17 protein-coding genes are annotated in these 22,450 nt (G+C 55.8%); 11 read left to right on the top strand and 6 right to left on the bottom strand.

Features of this window, described 5'->3' with window-relative positions:
- Window positions 1–37: 37 nt before the first annotated feature.
- Both VO84_RS00895 and VO84_RS00900 read left to right on the top strand, forming a co-directional pair.
- Window positions 38–1,369 (top strand): tetratricopeptide repeat protein, encoded by a 1,332-nt coding sequence (locus VO84_RS00895; RefSeq protein WP_157439645.1) that lies wholly within the window; start codon window positions 38–40, stop codon window positions 1,367–1,369.
- A 283-nt stretch (window positions 1,370–1,652) separates the two neighbouring features.
- Window positions 1,653–2,015: a response regulator gene (locus tag VO84_RS00900; protein WP_231737727.1), complete on the top strand. Its 363-nt coding sequence runs from the start codon at window positions 1,653–1,655 to the stop codon at window positions 2,013–2,015.
- Window positions 2,016–2,042: 27 nt separating this feature from the next.
- Here the strand turns inward: VO84_RS00900 and uvrC are convergent, their stop codons facing one another.
- Window positions 2,043–3,968, bottom strand: a complete 1,926-nt coding sequence (gene uvrC, locus VO84_RS00905) for an excinuclease ABC subunit UvrC (RefSeq protein ID WP_058185564.1) — start codon at window positions 3,966–3,968, stop codon at window positions 2,043–2,045.
- 326 nt (window positions 3,969–4,294) lie between these two features.
- On the opposite strand from uvrC, the gene VO84_RS00910 reads away from it, so the two are divergent.
- Window positions 4,295–5,023 (top strand): OmpA family protein, encoded by a 729-nt coding sequence (locus tag VO84_RS00910; RefSeq protein ID WP_058185399.1) that lies wholly within the window; start codon window positions 4,295–4,297, stop codon window positions 5,021–5,023.
- 206 nt (window positions 5,024–5,229) lie between these two features.
- Here VO84_RS00910 and VO84_RS00915 read toward each other — a convergent pair whose 3' ends face one another.
- The 5 genes from VO84_RS00915 to pstC all read right to left on the bottom strand — a co-directional run bounded on the left by VO84_RS00915 (window position 5,230) and on the right by pstC (window position 9,190).
- Complete coding sequence (locus VO84_RS00915) at window positions 5,230–5,583, bottom strand: helix-turn-helix domain-containing protein (RefSeq protein ID WP_058185400.1); 354 nt, start codon at window positions 5,581–5,583, stop codon at window positions 5,230–5,232.
- A 93-nt stretch (window positions 5,584–5,676) separates the two neighbouring features.
- Window positions 5,677–6,402 carry a phosphate signaling complex protein PhoU gene (phoU, locus tag VO84_RS00920; protein WP_058185401.1) on the bottom strand — a complete coding sequence of 242 codons (726 nt, stop codon included), beginning with the start codon at window positions 6,400–6,402 and terminating at the stop codon, window positions 5,677–5,679.
- Complete coding sequence (gene pstB / locus VO84_RS00925) at window positions 6,399–7,157, bottom strand: phosphate ABC transporter ATP-binding protein PstB (RefSeq protein ID WP_058185402.1); 759 nt, start codon at window positions 7,155–7,157, stop codon at window positions 6,399–6,401. The genes phoU and pstB overlap by 4 nt, the downstream gene beginning before the upstream one ends.
- A gap of 4 nt (window positions 7,158–7,161) precedes the next feature.
- Window positions 7,162–8,052 carry a phosphate ABC transporter permease PstA gene (gene pstA, locus VO84_RS00930; RefSeq protein WP_058185403.1) on the bottom strand — a complete coding sequence of 297 codons (891 nt, stop codon included), beginning with the start codon at window positions 8,050–8,052 and terminating at the stop codon, window positions 7,162–7,164.
- 28 nt (window positions 8,053–8,080) lie between these two features.
- A complete protein-coding gene (gene pstC / locus VO84_RS00935; protein ID WP_331458377.1) occupies window positions 8,081–9,190 on the bottom strand; it encodes a phosphate ABC transporter permease subunit PstC in 1,110 nt (369 codons plus the stop codon).
- Window positions 9,191–9,354: 164 nt separating this feature from the next.
- Between pstC and VO84_RS00940 the strand changes: the two genes are divergently transcribed.
- The 8 genes from VO84_RS00940 to VO84_RS00975 all read left to right on the top strand — a co-directional run bounded on the left by VO84_RS00940 (window position 9,355) and on the right by VO84_RS00975 (window position 22,075).
- Window positions 9,355–11,835, top strand: a complete 2,481-nt coding sequence (locus VO84_RS00940) for an alpha-L-rhamnosidase-related protein (RefSeq protein WP_058185404.1) — start codon at window positions 9,355–9,357, stop codon at window positions 11,833–11,835.
- Between the two features lie 124 nt (window positions 11,836–11,959).
- Complete coding sequence (locus VO84_RS00945; protein WP_058185405.1) at window positions 11,960–12,910, top strand: phytanoyl-CoA dioxygenase family protein; 951 nt, start codon at window positions 11,960–11,962, stop codon at window positions 12,908–12,910.
- Between the two features lie 560 nt (window positions 12,911–13,470).
- The gene (locus VO84_RS00950) at window positions 13,471–15,885 is read left to right on the top strand and encodes a lytic transglycosylase domain-containing protein (protein ID WP_082661581.1); all 2,415 of its coding nucleotides are present in this window, start codon (window positions 13,471–13,473) and stop codon (window positions 15,883–15,885) included.
- Window positions 15,886–16,117: 232 nt separating this feature from the next.
- Window positions 16,118–16,387 (top strand): hypothetical protein, encoded by a 270-nt coding sequence (locus VO84_RS00955; protein WP_231737728.1) that lies wholly within the window; start codon window positions 16,118–16,120, stop codon window positions 16,385–16,387.
- Between the two features lie 90 nt (window positions 16,388–16,477).
- Window positions 16,478–17,068: a DNA polymerase ligase N-terminal domain-containing protein gene (locus tag VO84_RS00960; protein WP_157439646.1), complete on the top strand. Its 591-nt coding sequence runs from the start codon at window positions 16,478–16,480 to the stop codon at window positions 17,066–17,068.
- A gap of 951 nt (window positions 17,069–18,019) precedes the next feature.
- On the top strand, window positions 18,020–19,270 hold the full coding sequence (locus tag VO84_RS00965) for a hypothetical protein (RefSeq protein ID WP_058185408.1): 1,251 nt from the start codon (window positions 18,020–18,022) through the stop codon (window positions 19,268–19,270).
- A 214-nt stretch (window positions 19,271–19,484) separates the two neighbouring features.
- The gene (locus VO84_RS00970) at window positions 19,485–19,835 is read left to right on the top strand and encodes a hypothetical protein (protein ID WP_058185409.1); all 351 of its coding nucleotides are present in this window, start codon (window positions 19,485–19,487) and stop codon (window positions 19,833–19,835) included.
- A 17-nt stretch (window positions 19,836–19,852) separates the two neighbouring features.
- On the top strand, window positions 19,853–22,075 hold the full coding sequence (locus VO84_RS00975) for a glycoside hydrolase family 3 C-terminal domain-containing protein (RefSeq protein WP_058185410.1): 2,223 nt from the start codon (window positions 19,853–19,855) through the stop codon (window positions 22,073–22,075).
- Window positions 22,076–22,450: the final 375 nt, after the last annotated feature.

Below are 22,450 nucleotides of genomic sequence, written 5' to 3' on the forward strand. Positions count from 1 at the left end.
GCTGTATATTGCCAGATCATTTTCTAACGGAGTTTCCATGTCACTACGAGCGCGGTTCGCGCTGATGCTGATGGTGTGCGCATGTGGTGCACATGGGCAAACTACGACTCAGACCGCTCCAACAACCGCGCCTCTGCCTGCCCCCGCTCCCGCCCCATCTCCTGCACCGCCAACCGCACTCACTCCTGCCGAAATCTACAAGCAATCCATGCGTCCGCTCGACCAGGTTCGCGCCTCGCTCGACAACTGGTCAGATGCGGAGCTCGGCGCATTGTCCATCGGCATCGGCAAAGCCCGCGAAGCCTGCACACAGATGAACCAGCAGGATTACTCCGGAGACGATCTCTATGATTACGCGCACCTCTGCGCATTCGGCCAGGTCTGGGGAACCGCAAACACCGCCGCCACGCGTTACATTGCCAGCAATGCCGAGCCACACCGCGCGCAGGCCTACGCACTGAATGCCAATGCCCTCCTGCAGATGGGCCAGTTTGACCAGGCCGCGAACACCGTGCAGGAAATGCTCAACACACTTCCTTACGATGCTGAAGTCGCCTTCACGCTGCGCTACATGAAGGACTCGCTGGAACAGCAAGGCGTTTCCCAGGGGCTTCATCTTGCCGAAGATGAGCACGAAAAAATCATCACCGCTCTGCAACAGGGAACTCCGCTTAAAGCCACAACCGGCGACGCTGTCATAAGCATCGGCGAACTCTACGATTCCGCCATGCAGCTTGCTTTCTTCTATACGCAGAATTTCGGCAATAGCACTGCCGGCAAAGCCATTGCTGCAAGCTGCGATAACGCACTGCCGGATTCGGCAACACTCATTCCGGAAGATCGCCAGCGAATTGAAAACGTGCGCATGCGCTTTCATCTGCTAGGCGAGCAGTTGCCCACGCTCAGCATCACGCGCGCGCTCGCATCGCCCACAACCAAACCCCACCTTCCGCCGTCCTTTGGCGCAGGTACAGTGTTCGTGCTCTTTCCCGATTGGTGCGTGCAGTGCGGCAAGATGATGAAGACTCTGACCGGATTCGCCAAAGTCAACGCAGATACACCGCTCCACGCTTACGGACTCGTCTTTGCGGATACGTCAATGATCACTGACCCCGCCACGCATGAAGGATTTCTTCAGGCACTGCAGGGCACTTCAACGCTGGTTGTCCCCGCCACTACTCCACAGTCCTTCGGTGCGCAGGAATTTCCCCTTACCATTGTCGTAGATAACGCTGGTGCGATCCGCTTCATCGGATCCATTCCGTCAAATGCTTTCAATGGCGATGGCTATATCTCGAAAGTGATTCAACGGATGGCTGCAACTGATTCGGTGAAGAAAGCCGCCAGCGTTCAGATGCACAATCAGTAAGCTGCAGGCTGGCTTCCGCTGACATTATGATTACTCTCGCAACAGCTGCGTACATAGATAAAGTCAATTGATTCTGTCCGAGATGCCATATCTCGACTTAGGGAAGCCCGACATACAAGAAATAAATAACCGCAACTTAGCGTGGCGATTTCGCGTCTTTATTGGGAGCGAGGGAGGACCACGATGCGCTGATGACAATATGTCATCTGAAAGTAGTGAAAGTAGAAATCTTAAAAATAACTAAATCACTAAATTAGCGAACCACCTAGCAAGGAGATAGATTGTGATTTCGAAGATTATATTTGTTGTCGATGATGAAGTGGTGATTGCGGACACGCTCTCTGTGATTCTTAAGCACGCAGGCTTCGTTGCCAAGGCCTTTTACCGTCCGGAAGAAGCTCTTCGCGCAGCGGAATGGATTGCTCCAGACATGCTCATCAGTGATGTGTTCATGCCCGGCATGACCGGAGTTGAGCTCGCAAACCGCGTTCGGGTGCGCTCTCCGGCATGCCATGTCTTTCTTTTCTCTGGTCAGCAAAACGCAGGAACAATATTAGAAAAGGAACACGGACGCTTTGAATTCACGATCATTCCCAAGCCCATCCACCCTACAGAACTTCTAGCGTTGATCCATGAAAATCTCTGACATCTCTCGTCGACTGCGCCTGGAACTTCATTCCGATGGGACAGGCTCTTCTTCGTGAAAGTATCGCCAGATATTCTCAGCCGTTTTCTTTGAAACCACTGCAGCAAGCGACTCCACCGTTGCTTGCTGCACATCCCGCAAGCTGCCGAAGTGCGTAATCAGCCGCTGTCGTGTCTGTGTGCCCACTCCGGGAATCGACAGCAACTCACTTTCGCGATCGCGCATGGCCCGGCGTTGCCTGTGGTAGCCAACGGCAAAGCGATGGCTCTCATCACGAATCAACTGCATCAGATGCAATACCGGTGACCGTCGATCCAGCACCACAGGATCGTCCTCATTGCCGCTTACGTAAATTACTTCTTCCTTCTTCGCAATGGAAGCCAGCGGTTGCGTCGTAAATCCAAGCTCCTCCAGCGCGTCCGCAGCGGCGTGCAGTTGTCCCAGGCCGCCGTCAATCAGCACCAGTGAAGGCATCGGCTTGTCCTCTTCTTTCAGCCGTTTATATCGCCGGTGAACCACCTCGCGCATGGATGCGAAATCATCCACGCCCAGAACCGTCATCACCTTGAACTTGCGATACTCGCTCTTATTCATCTTGCCGTCTTCCCACACCACGAGCGACGCCACGGTCTCCGCACCTTGAATGTGCGAAATATCGAAGCACTCAATCCGCTGCGGCAGATCCGGCAGCATCAGCGCATCGGCCAGCGCCTCCTTGATTGCCTTCTGTGAGGGTTCGAGGACACGGAACCTCTGCACATAGGACTGCTTTGCATTTTGCGCGGCCAGGTCAACAAGCGACCGCTTTTCGCCGCGCTGCGGCACCGCCACTTCAATTCGGTGACCCGCGCGCTCACTCAGCAATCCCGCCAGTAGCTCACGATCCGGAAAATCCGCCGGCACCAGAATGCTGCGTGGCACATACGGCTGATCGATATATAGCTGCTTCAACAGGGCTGAGAAGAGCTCCCCAGGGTTAAAGCCTGTCTCGCTCAGCGTCCCCGGCTCAGTTGCGGTAAATGCTGGTTCCACATGCGCTGCTGCTTCCGTCTCCGGCGCGCTCTCCGCTATCAGACCTTCCAACAGCTCCGGCAGATCCTCCCAGAAGAACTCGCGCCGATCTACAATTGTTCCGCGCCGCATGTGGAACAGGTTCACAGCCAGTGCGCCTGCCTCAAAGTGATATCCAAACACGTCGGCATCATCATTCTGCTCGGCGGTAGCCATGCGCTGTTTCTCCTGCAGCTGCTGCACCGTCGAAAGCTGATCACGCAATCTTGCCGCAGCTTCAAACTGTTCCTTTTCCGCAGCTTCCATCATGCGCCCGGTCAGCGTTTTTTCTAGCTCCGCCGCCTTGCCCTCCAGCAGCATCTGCGTGTCATGCACCGCCTGCTTGTAAGCCTCAGGCGTAGTTAGCCCCTCCACGCATGGCCCCAGGCAGCGGTGAATGAAGTACTGCAGGCAGGCCCGCGGATGGTACCGCGAGAGATCCACTTTGCAGCTCGGAATAAGAAAACTCCGGTGAATCAGCTCCACCACGCGATAGGCCAGGTTTCCTGGAAAGTATGGCCCGTAATAGGCCGCGCCATCCTTCCGCAGACGCCGTGTCACAAAGACCTTCGGAAAGCGGTCCGTTAGCGTCAGTTTTACGTATGGATAGGTTTTGTCATCCCGCAGCAGGATGTTGAACCTCGGCTTGCGCTGCTTGATCAGGTTGTTCTCAAGCGCCAGCGCCTCGCCTTCGTTCCCTACCAGGATGTAGCTGATGTCCACTGCTTCACGCATCAGCGATCCGGTCTTCGCGTTAGCCTGCGCCGCATCCAGAAAATACGATCGCACCCGTGAGCGCAGGTTTTTCGCCTTGCCCACATAGATCACTTCGTCCCGCGCGTTCTTGTACATGTACACGCCAGGCTGCGTCGGTAGCGTACGGATTTTCTCGTGCAGGTCCATATCAGGCAAAAATCGTTGAAGAAAATGCTTCTTCGAAAAACTCAACGTCTCCATTCTTAGATTAGCCGCAAAAGGGAAGGGATTGCGAAAATCGCAGATCTTTCCATGTGTTGTTGGGCGGAAGGCGTCTCTTACGCTGTCAAAAGGTTATAGCGCCGGTAAAAAGTACATGGTTTTGGTTAGGTCGTCAACGAACGTGTATTGGCATAAACCATTGATGATTATGCACTTGCTGAAAATCTTCAGTTTGGCACGGCACATGCTCTATAGAGGGCGTGTAACAAACCCTGCCGGTGTGCTCTTTCACGGCAGCAGGAGGATAAAAAATGAGTATTCGGATGGCAACAGGAGCGGCAGCAATTGCATTATTTGCCGTAACAGGGTGCGCCACCAAGAACTGGGTGAACACGCAGACGGCCCCTATTGTAGATAAAACGAATAACCTGGAAGACCGCACTGCGGAGAACAACCGCAATATTCATGATGTAGACGCACGCGCCACGACCGGTATTCAGCAGGCGCAGAACTCAGCCAACTCCGCTAACCAGAATGCGCAGAACGCGCAGCAAGCCTCAGGCCAGGCAGAAACCGCTGCCAATGATGCCGTGCATCGTGCTGACTCGCTCGGTGCCGTTGTAACGGGTCTCGACAATTATCGCTCGCTCGCGGACGTCTCGGTGAACTTCGGCTTTGACAAGGCCATGCTTACCAAGGACAGCAAGGATCAGCTGGATAGCTTCGCGGCTCAACTCGGCGGCGCCAAGGGCTACATCGTCGAAGTTACCGGTGGAACTGATTCCGCCGGCTCGCAACAGTATAACTATGACCTCAGCAACCGTCGCGCCGATGCAGTGGTGCAGTACCTGGCATCTAAATACAACGTTCCCGCGCACAAGTTTTACCTGATTGGCATCGGCAAGGATCAGGAAGTAGCGCCAAACAATACCGCTGATGGCCGCCACAAGAACCGCCGCGTTCAAATTCGCCTGCTGAGCAACATGGGCGGAGATAACACGCAGCAACAGCCGGCGACTAATCCAGGCGGATCACGTTAACTTAGAAACCAATCCTCCGAGTTATAAGTACATTACATACATGAACATTAAACGGAATATACATTAGATCGACTTATACATTACTTACTTAAACTTAAACATAGATACCTATACATAGATTAGATTACTTTCATACATTACATGCAGGGAGAAAGCAAAAAGCCTCGGTCGCCCCCCGAGGCTTTTTGCTGTCCGCGCATAAATGTCTAATTTGCAGATTTCTTCGCGCTCTGTTTCTTTTCGCTCTTCGCCTTTTTGTCGATCCGATGCTGCAGTCTCTCTTTGGCATGTGGGCCGCGCGGCAACGGCAGCGGCTTTCCCACCGGCATGGGAGCCAGTAATTCCATGCCATCCAGCGCATCGAGAGCTCTGAGTACGCGCAACAGCGTATTCAGCGTGGCTCCGCGCCCCTCTTCCAGGTACAGCACGGTGCGCACGGAAAGCCCGGCTCGTTCCGCTGTTGTGCGCTGATCGAGATTCCGCAACAGCCGTAGCGCATTCATCCGCTTCCCGAGCAGCTGCTGGAGTTCTTCAAGAGACTTGGAATGTAGATTGCTCATAAGCGCATGATATTGCGCTTGAGGCAGAAAATGCGACAGGAAAATATGCGGAATTTTGCACTTTCGGTTGCGGTGAAATCAACTCCCCCGCGTCTAGCTGACAGAGTCCTTTGCCGCCGCGCTTGCTTCCTTGGCAGCCTGCTGTTTCAACATCTGCTGCACGCTCTTGTGGTGGCGCACGTCATCGCCCTGCACCCAGAAGATCACGTCTTCGGCAATATTCGTCGCGTGATCCGCCACGCGCTCCAGGCTTCGCGAAATCATCAGCGCATTCAAGGCCTGCGGGGCAATCGAGCCGTTGTCTTCCATGACCTGCGTCAGCGTCTTGTAGGCTGAGCGGTTCATCGCGTCCACCGCATCATCCATCGTCAGCACAGAGCGGGCCATCTCCGCATCGGCCTCAATAAACGACTGCAGGCTCTTGCGAACCATATCCGAGGACAGCGTTGCCATCCTTGGAATATCAACCGGCAGGTCCACAAACGGCATCTGGTCCATATTGCAGACGCGGTCGATGATCGACTTTGCGGCATCGCCCACGCGCTCCAGATCGGCATTGATCTTGATCACGGCGAGAATAAAGCGCAGATCCTTCGCCATCGGCTGTTCCATCGCCAGCAGGTCAAGCGCGGCCTGGTCAATGTCGCGTTCCATCCGGTTAATCGCCAGCTCGCTGCGCTTCACCAGGTCGCAGATGGAAAGGTCGCGCGCACGGTAGGCCTCAATCGCGCGCTGAATCGCCTGCTCCGCGAGGCCCGCCATCACCAGCAGGTTCTCTTTCAGATCTTCGAGGCTTTGTTGGAACCGTATCCGTGTCATCCGAACCTGCCTGTAATGTAATCCTCGGTGCGCTTATCGCTTGGGTTGGTAAAGATCTTATGTGTCGAGTCGAACTCCACCAGCCGCCCATTCAAAAAGAAGCCCGTCTTCTCTGCCACGCGCGCGGCCTGCTGCATATTGTGCGTCACAATCACAATCGTGTACTGCGACTTGAGCTCAAAGATCAGATCCTCAATCTTCGATGTCGAAACCGGGTCCAGCGCGGATGCCGGCTCATCCATCAGAAGCACTTCCGGGTCCACCGCCAGCGCCCGCGCAATGCACAATCTCTGCTGCTGGCCACCGGAAAGGCTCGCTCCCGACTTCTTCCGCAAGTCGTCTTTTACCTCGTCCCACAGGGCCGAGTTCCGCAGTGATTTCTCAACAATCTCATCCAGCACCCGCCGGTTCCTGTATCCGTTCAACTTCAATCCGCTGGCCACATTGTCATATATCGACATGGTAGGAAAAGGATTAGGCCGCTGAAACACCATTCCGATCCGCCGCCGGATTTCCACTGGCTTTGCATCGGCATAGATGTCCACATCGCCCACCTTCACCCCGCCCGTCACGCGCGCAATCGGATTGGTCTCATGCATCCGGTTCAAACAGCGCACAAAGGTACTCTTGCCGCAGCCGGATGGCCCAATGAGCGCAGTCGCGTGATTTGCCGGGATGTGCAGGTTAATGTCCTGCAGCGTATGGTTCGTCCCGTACCACGCATTCAGATTCGTAACTTCGATTCCAACGCCCATCGCCTTAACTTGCTCCTTTAAGCACACCGCGGCTGGTGACATACCGTACCAGTGAAACCGACAGCACAATCAGTACAATCAGCACCAGCGCTCCGGCCCATGCCAGCCTGTGCCACTCGTCATAAGGCGAAAGCGCGTATTTATAAATCTGCAGCGGCAGCGCAGCAATGGGTTGGTTTAAATCCAGGCTCCAGTACTCGTTGCCCAGCGCCGTAAAAATCAGCGGAGCCGTCTCGCCCGCCACACGCGCAAAGGCCAGCATGCAGCCAGTAATAATCCCCGGTGAAGCTGTCTTTACTGTAATCGACAGCACGCTGCGCCAATTCGGCACGCCCAGTCCCAACGCCGCTTCGCGCACTGCATGGGGAACCATCAGCAGCATCTCTTCCGTCGTCCGGCATACCGTGGGAATCATCATGATTCCCAGCGCCACTCCGCCCGCAAACGCCGAGAAGTGGCCTAGAAACGGCAGCCACGACACCTGCGGCCCTACCAGCAGCGCATACGCCGCCATGCCCATCACAATCGAAGGCACGCCATTCAGCACATCCGCCGTGAACCGAACCGCATTCGCCAGCTTCGTCCCGCGGCCAAACTCCGCCAGGTAAATTCCGCCGCCAATCCCCACCGGCACGCCAATAATCGTTCCCAGCGCCAGCAGCACGGCGGAGCCCACAATGGCGTTCGCCATGCCGCCGCCTTCTTCACCCACCGGCTTCGGAATCTTCGTAAAGAAATCCAGGTTCACGCTCGACGCGCCCTTGTAAATCAGGTAGCCAAAGATCGCCAGCAGCGGCGCAATCACCAGCAGCGTTGCCAGAATCGCCAGGCCCGTCACCGCGTTATCCGTCGCTGCGCGAATCTTCGATCGAATTGGATTGCCGCTTAGTGGCACGTTCCGGTCTCGTCCTTTCTGGAAATACCTAGTGGGCCTGCGCCGGTGCACCGCGTGTAACGGCCCACACCAGCAGGCGGGCCAGGGCATTCACAAGAATCGTCACAATAAACAGCGCCAGTCCCAATTCCGTCAGCGCGCTGCGATGCAGGTCGCTGGTAGCCTCGGCATATTCATTCGCAATTACGGAAGCCATCGAAGCGCCATTGGCCAGCAGGTTCCTGTGAATCTCAGCGGTGTTGCCAATCACCATTGCTACGGCCATCGTCTCGCCCAGCGCCCTGCCCAACCCCAGCATCACGCCGCCCACAATGCCGATCCGCGCATTCCTCAGCACGCCCATGCGGATCATCTCCCACCGCGTCGCGCCCAGCGCCAGCACCGCCTCGCGCTGCGAGTGCGGCACCGCTATCATTACCTCGCGCGTCAGTGAAGAGATAATCGGCAGAATCATGATGGCCAGAATAATTCCGGCAGAAACAAAGCCCAGTCCCGTTGGATTGTCATCCGTAAACAGTCCCGTCCATCCCAGTCCCTTTGACAGCAACGGGTTCACATGCTCCCGCAGCAGCGGCACCAGGATAAACACGGCCCACAACCCGTAGATCACCGAGGGAATTGCCGCCAGCAACTCCGTCAAAAATGCCAGCGGAGCACGCAGCATCTTGGGGCACATCTCCGTTAAAAAGATCGCTACGCCAATCGCCAGCGGAACCGCCAGCAGGAGCGCCAGGAACGACGAAACCAGCGTGCCGTAGAGAAACGGCACCGCGCTGAAATGCCCATTCACCGGATCCCAGTAAAGTGGCTGTCCAGTCGCCGGATCCTTATCGTACGTATAAAAGAACCGGAGCCCGAAGTTGTGCCACACCAGCCCGGAGCGGTATATCAGCACAATCGCAATCAGCGCCACAATCCCAAAGATCGAAAATCCGCATAGAACCATCAGGGCGCGGAATCCGCCGTCGGCGAGAGCCGAATTGCCCCGCGCGCGCAGGAATGCGCGGATCGCAGAATCAGACTGGTCACCCATCTGTCCGCCCGGCCCTGGCGCTCCACCCGGCTGTGGCGCATACGCCTGACCCTCAGAGGGCTTCTGCTGTTGAAACTGGGGTTGAAAAGTGCGTATTTCTGACACTGGAACGGTCACCTCACTCAGGCTACCCACGAAATGTGAATGTAAGGTTACAACCCGGCGAAATCAAACGCATAGAACCAGTTATTCATGCACTACGTCTGCAGCGATTGCGTTCCTGGGCAGGTTCTCCGTTAATCTTGATGACGAATTAAGCGGGGGTAAAGATGCGGGCTCCATGGTTGGTCGTGATCGTAACACTCTTGTCGGCAACGGCGGCAAACGGGCCGGCAAACGCGCAAGGTCCTGCTCAGCCTGACCCTCCAACCCGGCCTTGGCACGCGGCTTGGGTCACCCATCCCACCGCTCCGCTCCGCGAGCCGCTCGTCCTCCATTTCCGCCGCATGGTCGCCTTCACCGCCGTTCCTTCCAGCTACATCGTCCGCGTCAGCGCCGATAACCGCTTCATCCTTTATGTCAACGGCAAGCGGGTCGGCGACGGCCCTGCCCGCGGCGACCTGACCCACTGGCGTTATGAGACCTTCGACCTGGCTCCCTATCTAAAGACGGGCGACAACGCCATCACTGCCACCGTCTGGAACTATGGCGTCTATGCCCCCATTGCGCAATTTTCCGACCGGACAGCATTCCTGCTCGAAAGCGAAGCCACCGGAGAGCAGGGAATTAGTACCCCTGAGAATTGGCAAGTCGAAATCGAACCCGGCCACATTGCTCTCGATCGCTCTTCAGTTTCATTCAAGGAGTACATGGCCTCTGGCCCCGGCGAAGAGATCGACGCCTCTAAATATGATTGGACCTGGAATGGAGAGCATGTCTCCCGCGGCAGATGGGTAGATGTAGCCGATCCCATGCGCGACAGCATCTATCCCGGCACCGGCCACGCCCACTCCGCTGAAACTACGGGCGACAATACCTGGGGCCTCGTGCCGGATGGGCTGCCGCATATGGTCTACGAGGAAATCAGCGCGGGGAGCATTGCGCGTCTCGATGACATTGGAGCAGAGCAGCCTGGACTGAGTTCTTTTCCTTCTAGTGCTGCGGCTCTTCCTGCGAAGGTTCATGTTCACATCCTGCTGGACCGCAAAACCCTCACCACCGCCTACCCCGAACTCATCGTCTCCGGCGGCAAAGGCACAACAATCAAGCTGACGTATACCGAAGCTCTATACGGCAAAGACCAAAAAGGCGACCGCGACTCGCTGACCTACCGTGACGCAGATGGCAAAGAGCATCCCCGCGCAGCTCTCGGCCTGGTCGACATCTTTCTCCCTGACGGCGGCCAGCACCGCACCTTCGAGCCGCTCTGGTGGCGCACCTGGCGTTATCTCGATCTCGACATCACCACCGGCGACGAACCCCTCCAGCTCGAATCCCTCAAAGCCTTCTTCACCGCCTACCCCTTCGAAGAAAAAGCAAAGCTCATCGCTCCTGACCCCGACCTCGCCAAAATATGGGAGATAAGCTGGCGCACCGCCCGCCTTGACGCTCATGAAACCTACATGGACACGCCCTACTGGGAGCAGCTACAGTATGTCGGCGACACCCGCATCCAGGCCCTCATCTCCTACACGGTCGCCAATGACGACCGCCTCGGCCGGCAGGCGCTAGAAGCCTTCGACCACTCACGGCTCCCGGAAGGCATCACCCGCAGCCGCTATCCCAGCTCGCTCCCGCAGAACATTCCCACTTTTTCGCTCCTATATATAGGAATGCTCCACGACTTCTGGATCTACCGCGACGATCCTCACTTCGTTCGCAACCTGCTCCCCGGCACGCGCAGCGTTCTCGGCTGGTTCCAGCAGCACGAAACAAAGGACGGCCTCCTCAAGAAGCTACCTTGGTGGAGCTTCATCGACTGGGTTTCATCCGGCGAAATCCCTACGTACAGCGCAAGCAATGAATCCTGCGCCACCACGCTTGAATACCTAGGCGCATTGAAGGATGCAGCAGACCTCGAAGAGGCTTTGGGCGACCCAGTCTTCGCAAAGCGTGACAAAGACCAGGCCGAAAGCGTGCGGCGCAACATCTACTCGCAATGCTGGAGTTCCGATCATGGCCTCCTCGCCGACAACCCAGACAAAAAAGTCTTCTCCCAGCAGTCCAACATCCTCGCCGTCCTCTATGACGTCATCCCCAAAGCCGATCAGCAGACAGTGCTGAAGAAGCTCCTCGCCATCGAACCGGGCACCACGCCCAACGGCGTATTGAGCGCGTCCTACTACTTCCGCTTCTATCTCGCCCGCGCTCTGGATCACGCCGGCATGGCCGACGAATACCTGCAATCGCTGGACCCCTGGCGCAAGCTGCTGCCCCTCCACTTCAGCACCTGGCCTGAAGTCCCGGGCATCACCCGCTCGGACTCCCACGCCTGGACCTCGCATCCCATCTACGATCTCCTCACCCTCGTTGCCGGCATCGAACCCACAAGCCCCGGCTTCAAAACCGTCCGCATCGCCCCGCATCTTGGAGAATTGCACTCACTCCAAGCCACCTTTCCGCACCCGCAGGGCGAAATCACCGTCGACTACAACTGGACGCCCGCGAATCTCGATCCAAATAGGAAGGGCGGTAGGACCTTCCACGCTGACATCACCCTTCCCGGCAGCCTCAGCGGTACGTTCGTCTTCGGCAGCGAGCAAAAAACGCTCCACCCCGGCCTCAACCACCTCAGTGTCCCTATGCGCTAATGGATTGCCAAGCGAGGCTAATCGCCAACACGATTGAGACAATCTGGTGACATGGAAATGACGGATATTGAGCCCCTGGGAGGGTAAGCTAAGCGGCATCGAAACAGTTGTTCTCTGGAGATAGATGAAATCATTTCGCGCGATCTTGGCCGGAGATCTGGATTCCGTATCTCTCAAGAGTGAGATGGAAACTTACGGATACGTCTTCATCCGAGATCTGATGCCGAAAGAGGTCCTCGAACAGCTCCTCAACGATATGATCGGCATTGCCTCAGACGAGGGCTGGATGATCGAGGGGTCCGCACCATCGGACCGCCTCGCGAATTCCGCAATGGCGTGCTTCGATCCGGATCCGAAATACAAGCAGGCCGCAAATCGCGCGTTCTGTCTGGAGCGGCTCCACGCGTTGAAGCATCATCCCGTATTGACCGATGTGATGAAGCGACTTGTGGGGCCGCGCCTTTTGGTTCATCCCAAGCCCATTGCACGGATCATTTTTCCCAACTGCGAAGCGGCCCTTTTACATGCGCATCAGGACAACTCGGGAATTGCGGGAAGCTCCGAAAGCTATACAGCGTGGATGCCGATGCACGATTGCCTGCTGGGACAGGGGACGCTCGAGATCAAGGAAGCGTCGCATCTTTCTGGGCTTCAATGCACCGACGGATACATCAAGCCGGAAGCTGCCCCGGGAGGCGATTGGGTAGGCGGCCGGATCAATGCAGGCGATGTGGCAATCTTTCACAGCTTGACGGTGCATAGATCCACGCTGAGTACCTCCAATCAGCTCCGTTGTTCGGTGGATTGCCGGTTTCAAAGCTATGACGAAGCCGTCTCACCGCTCGAGATCGTGTTTCCCAACCGGGCTAAAGGCGGACGAACCTGGGAAACCACCTATGCGGACTGGAAGCATGACGATCTGAAGTACTATTGGCGCGATTTGCCTTTGCGTATAAAGCCCTCGTTGGCCGAGCTAGCCGAGAAGGCCGAGAACGCTGACAGCCCCGAAAAGCGGCTTCGTTATACGACGACCATGGAACTGATTGAGCGAGAGATTCCTATGCTGGTGCACTGAGTGCCTGCCTTGAGTTCGATCAAAGCAGGAGGTTCTCCGGCGCAGCACGCATCGCTCAGGATATGTCCGCCGGTAAGAGACAGACGCACCTGTAACCTGACGCATTACCAAAGTCCATTGTCCTTTCGTACCGTCTCAGCTCTTCAGATAGTTTGCATAGAATTAGGCCCGTTTGTGAAACACTCATAATCAGCAGAGAAAAAAGACGGCCCGAATCCATACGGATTCGGGCCGTCGTCATTAAGGGTGGGGGAGGGGACCCCTCCCCCACCCTTTTTCACTGGCACAGTGAAATTCTGGAAGTCTGGATTGCACAGTCTCGGAATGAAAATCGCATAAAGATTTCTGCAGAAGCTGTGCAATCGTCCGCAACAGGCACAAATCAAATCACTTCGGAAACTGTGCTGCACAGGATAACTCGCGAAATTCCGATCGAAATCAAAATTCAACCGCAGCAAATCAGCGCGCCAGTTTGAAACATTGGTTCCAAATCCACACTTTCTACTACTCCGCAGCCTCAAATCCGCAATCACCGCTTCCAATCCGCTTAGAGTGGATATATGAGAGTGCAGAACCCCCCAACCTCTCTTCCTATTCTGAGCCGTTTTGCCGGTGCGCTGATTCTGGCCGCGGCTCTGGTCGCCTCTGTGTCATCGGAGTTGTATGCGGCATCCAGCCAAAGCACGACCGACAGCAAAAGCAGCAGCTCAAGCAAGAATTCAACAGCCGCCAAAAAGAAGAAGAAGACATCCTCTACCGCAACACATAAATCCGGAAGCGCTACAACGCGGTCCAGCACAGGCCGCAAATCCACACGTAAGACCACCAGAACCGCCCGCTCCACCGCGCAGACGGCCCGCATCCATCAGGCATTTGTCGCTTCAAGCGAACTGCGGCCCATGGCGCAGCAGCTCATCACACTGCGCACGCCTTCTGCCTACTCCGGCGTTGCAAATTACGCCCACAGCCACACCGGCGACGCCGCCGGAGCCGCGTATCTCTCGCTCGGCTTTGCGTATCAGCAGGACAAACGTTACTCGGACGCTGCCGCCGCCCTGCGCCAGGCAAAGCAGGCCAGCGATGTATTGGCCGACTACTCGGATTACCTTGGCGCCATGAACGAGCACGTCTCCGGCAACGATTCTGCTGCTGAATCGCTCATTAAGGGCTTCGCCGGCCGTTATCCGGATTCGATCTTTGTCGCCGCATCGGCTGATCTTGAAGCTAACATTCTTCTCAATCTGGGTGACACCGCCGGTGCTCAGCTCGCGCTGCAGAATGCGGGAGATGCCGCCCACGAAAAGTCTTCTTTCGAGCTGACGCAGGCCAAAATCGACTCCGCACTGGGCAGGGAAGCAGACGCCATTGCCGTCTACAAGCACCTCCTGTTGCATCATCCGCTCAGCCAGGAAGCCGAAGCGGCGCGCGCCAAGCTCACCGCAGCAGGCGCAGAAACCAGCCTTACCACCGCTGAACTTCGCAGCCTTGGCGATGCATATTACAACGCAGGCAAGTACGCACTGGCAGGCGATCAGTACCGCGCGCTGGCTCGCAACGCCACGCTCGATGCCAACACGCGCAACGGCTTCTTGGTGGCAGCAGCGGGCTGCGATTGGAAGCTGAAGCGGCTGACCGACGCGCAGGCCCGCGCACTGCCCGACACCAATGATGACAATGGTGCGCGCAGGCTTTACCTCCTGATGGAGTTGGCCCGTGATCACCAGAATGAAACCGGCCAACAGCAGCTTGTCGAGGAATTGAAACAACGCTTTCCGCAGAGCCAATGGCTGGCTGAAGCTCTCTTTTCGAGCGGCAACATGTACCTGCTCAAAAAGGATTATGCGAGCGCCGCGAGCTACTACGGCTATCTTGCCGCACACTTCCCGGCCAGCAAAAACGCCTCTGCTGCCCACTGGCGAGCTGGATGGCTCAACTATCGTCAGGGTCTTTACGCTGATGCAGCAAAGATCTTCGACGATCAGATTCGACTCTTCCCCAGCTCACCCGATACCTCCGCGGCGCTTTATTGGCGCGGGCGCTTGTATGAGATGGAGGACCACAAGCCGGCTGTTGCTGTCGCCAATTACAAGGCTGTCGTTCGCACGTATCAGCACTTCTTTTACGCGCAGATGGCCCGGCAGCGTCTCGTCGCGCTCGGGCAGGTGCAGGCTGTTTCGCTTCCGCAGCTGGATGCCTTCCAGACACCTGTAATTCCGCACCTCGATGAGGCCGCTCCCCCTGACAGCCCGCATATCGCCAAGGCGCGCCTGTTGGCCAACGCCGGCCTGAATGAATTCGTCGGGCAGGAGATTGCTGCTGACCCTGATTCATCCGGCTGGAGCGCGCTGGCCGAAGCGCAGATCTACGCCTCCTTTGGTGAAACGTACCGCGCCATGCGTGCGTTGAAGCGTGCGATTCCTTACGCGGCTTCAGCACCCATCAAATCCATTCCGCTGGCCTACTGGAGGATTCTCTTTCCGGAAGCGTGGTGGGAGACTGTCAAAACCGAGTCGGCCAAAAACGGCCTCGACCCGTATCTTGTCGCGTCACTCATCCGCCAGGAATCGGAGTTCAATCCTTCCGTTGTCTCATACGCCAACGCCTGGGGACTGATGCAGATCGAGCCATACGAGGGCAAGAATCTTGCTCATCAGGAAGGAGTCTCCGGTTTCCAGACCTTCCAGCTTTTGAATCCAGAAATGAATATCCGTCTTGGATGCCGCTATCTCAAGCAGCTTCTCGATCGCTTTGGCGGCGTAGAGGAATATGCGCTGGCTGCCTACAATGCGGGAGAGTCGCGCGTGGTGGATTGGCAGGCTGCAGGCCCTTATCACGGTATGGATGAATTCGTGGAATCCATTCCTTTCACGCAGACCCGCGAGTATGTGCAGGCCATCGAGCGCAACAAGGAAATCTATCGTTCCATCGACACTGCTGCCACGGCAGGTACGCGAGGCGAGGCCGCAGCGCAATAGCCACTAAAGTGTTATTACCAGATTGGCACTCCGGTACCCCGCTAGCCAATGAATATGCGCGATTCTAATTGACTCGGTGTGCGTCCAACAGCAAGACTGTTTTCGGCTCAGAGCGTCTCAATCACTTTGAGCTGTAGCCTTCGTAACTGCTTCTGCAAGACAACAGAGCCATGTGCATAATTGCCCGGGCTCAGTTGCATCTCAACGCCGAATGGCAATATGGGAGGGCAGGATGTCAGTGTCAGCCGATTTGCAGTTTCTGGAGGAGTGGATTCCTGAGCGGATGGACCCCGGCACAGTATTCGTGCTGGAGAACCAGACCAAGCTCGGCAACGCACAGAATCCCTATGTAGCTGTTATGTCATGCCCCCGTTGTGGAACCATGGGCCTAATCACGCGTCGTCAGCTTTGCGGATTTGAGCCGATGATCTGTGGAGGCGATTTTTGCTCCGCTGAGTATCAGCTCGAGGGCGAGAATATCTGCTATCGAAGCCCGCAATAGTCCGAACACGGAACCCTATCCTGTCCCATTACCTGCGTCTGCCGGACGCGATGATGTTTTTATGGAAAATATGTGGAGGAGGAGATTCGGGTGCCCGATACTGCCACTCACTTCCAGCAATATGGCATGAAGAAACATGATGCCAGGCGTCTGCATTACGACTTGCGACTCGGATGGAATGGTGTGCTTAAGAGCTGGGCCATTCCGCTCGGTCCAAGCGAGCGCACCGGAGAGCGTCGCGAGGCCATTCAGGTCGAAGATCATCGTAGAGAGTATTTGAGCTTTGAAGGAGTGATTGCGAAAGGGAAGTACGGCGCAGGCACGATCATGTTCTGGGACATCGGTATGTGGAGGCCGCTATCTGAATGTGCCGATGTAGATGCAAGCCTACGAAATGGTTATCTTCGATTCACCTTACGCGGAGAAAAGCTTAAGGGTATCTGGATACTGAAGAGGCGGCCTGACAAACTTCAAAACGAGGAAAAAACCATCTGGGATCTGGTCAAGGAACCCGATTCATTCGCACGAAATGGACATCCCGGAGACATTCTCGAAGAAGCTCCCAATAGCGTCAGCTCTGGACGGTCCCTTGAGGAAATATACCGTCATTGGGACAAGCCTCCTCGCAAACCCAAATCAGATGGAACGCTCTTTGATATGCAAATCTCAGTGGCACGGTAAAATTGCCTCAGGTGCTCGGTCGTTGATTTCTGCTCGCGCATAAGTTGTTCCACATGATGCACGCCTCAGAGCCCGAATGGCAAAATTGGCAGACGCAGCGGACTTAAAACGGGGTGAGTGAGCAAGCTTGTTCTATGATCGGATTGTGTGGCCACTTTCTGCGGGCGTGGCGAAATGGCAGACGCAGCGGACTTAAGCAACGTTGAGTGCCCGTCGGGAAACCGACGGCGTAGAACTGCTCAAAGTCGGGGAAACCTGAAATGGCAATCCCGAGCCAAGCCCGGAAGCATATCCGGGACGGTGTAGAGACTAGACGGGCAGCACCTAAACCTCGTGTGAGGAATGGTGAAGGTATAGTCCAGACCACGAACCCGCACTTACGGGGCGGTGAAAGCCGAAGTGGTATGAAAATCCGCAGGCCGCAAGGCCGTGAGGGTTCAATTCCCTCCGCCCGCACCAAAGCCGTTTACAAGTGGGCCAGGATGGAACCATCCGGGCATGTTCTCTAAGCGCCGAACCAGGGCTGCTTCGGCCGCGCTCAAGGTGGCACAGTAAGGCGCTTCTGCAAACTGACTTATGTGATGCGCGGTGTGCCTTCTTTCCCCAGATGTCTCCAGTTAGAACAATGTGAATCGAGGATTGGTCTGGCCGAACTTGCGCTTCAGCCGTCCCAATGCCTGGTGGTGGAAGGCTTTCTGACCGGAGTCCTTTCTGTCAGGCATGCAGGATGCTGCATCTCGGCCCCGACTCGAACCTTTGCCGCCCATGAATTGCTTGGTATGCGGCGAATTTCATTTTCGAAGATTTTCAATTGCTAAAAAGATCTGCGGAGATCGAGAAGTGCTGCCGTTAGAATAGGAAGCTTGCGAGTTTAGTCTTATTGCTGCATACACTCAAAGTAAGCTCTATGCGCTCAACGCAAGCTCAATTTGAACCCGAGGAACACTCTGAATGCCCGGCCACAACGAGGTTACATCCAATGCCGCTCTGGTTCGCGAACAACTGAACCGCCTCCTCGGGCACCCCTTGTTCACAAATAGCAAGCGATACCCAGTCTTGCTGGCGTATACGGTAGAACAAGCCTTGCTGGGCAACTCCGGCGAATTAAAAGAGAGAACAATTGGCGTCGAGGCCTTCGGACGTGAACCAAACTACGATGTGAATCTCGACCCTGTAGTTCGCACGACCGCAGCTGAGGTTCGAAAGAGGCTTATTCAGTACTATTACAGCCCCGATCATGCGGGAGAGTTGATCATCGAGTTGCTGGCCGGCTCATATGTTCCGCTATTTCGTGAGCCTTCGCCCCATCCGGCCATTCGAACCGATACTCAGTTGGTCTACGAGTCACCTGAGGCAATCCCTCAAGGTCGGGTAGAGCCGGAAGCTCGCCTGGCAGTTTCCCGTAAAGGATCTGCAGGTCGTACTGTACATGCTTGGATACCAGTTGCGGTTGCTCTAGTTGTTGCGGGGCTCTTGGGGTTCGGTATAGGCCGTGTAAGATTCCCGGGACAGGCCGCACGCCCCAGCGGTCTTTCAAATATGGACCGCTTTTGGGAGCCACTCACCGCCACGTCCAGCCGCGTTACGTACTGCCTGGGCGTGCCTACTGACTCTGTCGATCTCCAAAGCAGAACGATCCCCGCGGTCCCCGCTGGAGAGAGTGGCAGTTTGAATGTTTACGATGTCATCACGCTTGCGCGTTCGATCGCACCCCTTGTACCGAAAAACGGCGAATTTCGTGTATTAGCAGCTTCGGAGACGGGCTTCGCTCAATTGCGTGAAGGCCCGTCCGTCATGATTGGCGCTTTTGACAATCCCTGGACGATGCGCATAACCCAGGATTTGCCGATTGGCTTCGAATATGACAATCACGTTCGCAAAGTGGTAGATCGCAAGAGTGTACCCAAGAGAATCTGGACGCTTCAATGGCAGGTTCCAATGAAAAGCCTTGCACGGGACTACGCCGTTGTCGCTCGAATTCATGACCAGGTATCCGGACAGCCGGTGATCATCCTGGCAGGTATTCTGGGCGAAGGAACTGAGGCGGCAAGCGAGGTAGTGTCGAATCCTGCGTATCTGGCCGCAATGTTACAGAAGGCTCCGAAGAACTGGGACCAGCTGAATCTGGAGGCAGTCATAGAAGCGAATGTGATTGAAGGCCACCCCGGACCGCCAACAGTTGTTGCTGTGGAGACGTGGTAAGACGTTTCTGTACCGCAATGGCTGTATCATACATCCCTCAAAACCGCGCTCCGTCCCTTCCGTATTGCATTGCAAATACGACACTTAAACGCGCTCCCGCACCGTCTGATGCACGATGCAGCTTATAAAAACAATCATCTCTCTTTAATCTGAGTGTGCTCTAGAGTTCTCTGAGGATCCGATAGGATCCCTCGACGAATTGGAGGGACTTTGAATGAGATGCATTCCAGGATTCGCCCTCTTGTCGATTCTGTTTTCGGCCACTCTGATGGCTGCCCAAAACTCTCAGACGTTCTATCTTGCCACCGCCGCCCGAGCAGGGAGCATTCAGCTTCCTCGGGGAATATACGAGGTCACCTGGAGCGCAACCTCGAAATCGCGAGTGACGTTGACCATCAAGACGGAAGACGAAAAGACATTCAAGATTCTATCGCGCGTGATTGAGGGAAAACAGGACCGAACCGGCGTGGTCACATCCGTCGTGGACGGAGTTTCGTACCTACAGGAGCTTCACACCAGCAATGCCAAATTCATACTTCAAAACGGAATAGAAGGGCACAAATGAGTCCCGTCGGGAGACAAATGCAGAATCGCAGGTTTGGTTTTTACCTCCTTTGCACCGTCATTGCAACCTCGATAGCCGCCGCTCAGGTCCCAGACGGGCCGTGGATGAATCCTAAACTCTCCCCGGAAAAACGTGCCGATATGGTTCTCAAGCAGCTCACTCTCGACGAGAAGCTGGCTTTACTGCACGGAAACGGGATGGCTCACGCGGCCCAGTGGCAGATGCCTCTGTCACACCTTACCGACGGAGGTGCGGGATACGTTGAGGGCGTCAAGCGCCTGGGAATTCCTCCCCTGGTAATTTCCGATGCTGGCTATGGCGTGAGAGACAGCGGGGCGAACGGAAGGTATTCAACAGCTATGCCTTCGAGCTTAGGCGCTTCGGCAAGTTGGGATCAAGACTCCGCTTGCGACTTCGGCACTCTAATTGGCCAGGAACTCCGAGCGCAAGGGTTCAACATGACGTTGGGAGGCGGGGTAGATTTAGTCCGCGAGCCACGAAACGGACGCAGCTTCGAGTATGCGGGTGAAGATCCACTCCTGGCGGGTACCGTCGTTGGCAAGCTCATGAGGTGCGAACAAGCACAGCATGTGGTCGGCGACATCAAGCACTACGTGATGAATGATCAGGAGACGGGGCGTTTCTTTGTGAACGCCGTCATCTCGAAGCGGGCGATGCAGGAATCTGATCTGCTCGCATTTCATATCGCCATTTCCATCGCGAATCCCGGTGCAGTGATGTGTTCCTACAACCGGATCAATGGCGACTTCGGTTGTGAAAACTCCTACACGTTGCGCGATGTGCTCGAGAATGAGTGGGGCTTCAAGGGATTTGTCATTTCCGACTGGGGTGGAACACACAGTACCGAAAAGGCATCCGCAGCGGGTCTTGATCAGGAACAGCCGATGGCCGACTTCTTTGGTCCAAAGCTGAAAGAAGCAGTTGAAGCCGGCAAAGTTCCGCTGTCTGAAATTGACGAACATGCGCGCAGGATCCTGTACGCAGAGTTTCTATCCGGGATTGTCGACGATCCGCCACAGAAGGGCGTGGTAGACGTTGAAAAAGGACTTGAAGTCTCAAAAGAGATTGAGGAGAAAAGCATTGTTCTCCTGAAGAACAGTCCAACGGTGCTTCCGATTAATGTCTCCAAGGTTCAGACCATTGCGATCATTGGCGGGCATGCTGACGTCGGGATGATCTCCGGTGGAGGATCTGCGCAAGTCGATCCTCCCGGCGGCAATGCCATCATGCCACCTGGTAAAGGCGCGACGATCTGGCAGAAGCCCGTTTGGTTCCCAACCTCTCCCTTAAAGGCGCTTCAGACGAAGCTGCCGAATGCAAAGATTGGTTTCGATCCGGGAACAGATCCGAAGTCGGCTGCGAATCTCGCCAAGTCTGCTGATCTTGCGATTGTTTTTGCATATCAGTGGCTGGCAGAAGACATGGATGTGCCGAGCCTTTCGCTTCCGAATAACCAGGATGCATTGATCGAACAGGTGGCTGCGGCGAATCCTCATACCATCGTCGTGCTCGAAACTGGCACCGTCGTCACGATGCCCTGGATCGACAAAGTAGCGGGCGTAGTCGAGGCTTGGTACGCCGGAAGTTCAGGACACAAAGCGCTGGCAAACGTGCTCGTTGGAGACGTCAATCCGGCGGGCAAGCTCCCGCTGTCTTTCCCGAAAAGCGAAGCGGATCTTCCGCATCCTGATGCGCCTAAGATTCCATCCGAGAGCCAGGTCCACGCTGGAGATGTTGCCGACAACGGTGCGCCTACAGCGAATGCTTCGGCTCGCGCCGGTTACGCTGTTCACTACGATGAGGGGCCTGAGGTTGGCTACAAGTGGTATGAAGCACAGAATAAGAAGCCACTGTTTTCCTTCGGCTTCGGTTTGTCTTACACCACCTACGCATATTCCGGCCTGTCTGTCGATTCAACTGCCAGGACTGCGCGCTTCACTGTTAAGAACACCGGCAAGCTAACCGGCACCGAGATTACTGAGGTCTATGGGCGGCTTCCGAAAGGCTCAGACGAATCCTTCAAGCGGCTTGTCGGGTGGAAGCGAATCACGCTTGCTCCTGGCGAATCTCAGACCGTTACGGTTACGATCGATGACCGGGTGTTGAAGACCTTTGATGAAGAGAAGAACGCTTGGAACCTGTCCCCGGGCGAATATCAAGTGCTGGCCGGGAGTTCCTCGGACGACACGCCTTTGACCGCAAGTCTTGTGATTCGCTGAAACATCCGTCGCTCAAAAACGCGCATAGAGAGATGCGCGAGCCCGAATTGTGGAGAATTGTCCGATGAATGTTGCCATTACTGTCGACCGTACGGGTAGTGATAAAGAACACTTGCTGGATGGACGAGGCATCCGAGCATGGACGTGAAGCTGATATGGATTTCTTGCATATTCCATTTGTGATCTTTGTGGCTTGGATTACTCTGAAGTACTTCGACGATCCCGTTTGCGCTTGGCTGACCCGTCGTTATGGCATCAAGCGGAGCCCCAGTATCAAGCCAGTAATAACTTAATCACAGGGCAGAGAGGCAATTGGAAGACACGATGGGTGGGACTTCTAAAAGAACTCGATGCTCTGCCGGGCGGATGCTGATG

The organism is Occallatibacter gabretensis (genome assembly GCF_001449115.1).
Lineage (GTDB): Bacteria > Acidobacteriota > Terriglobia > Terriglobales > Acidobacteriaceae > Telmatobacter > Telmatobacter gabretensis.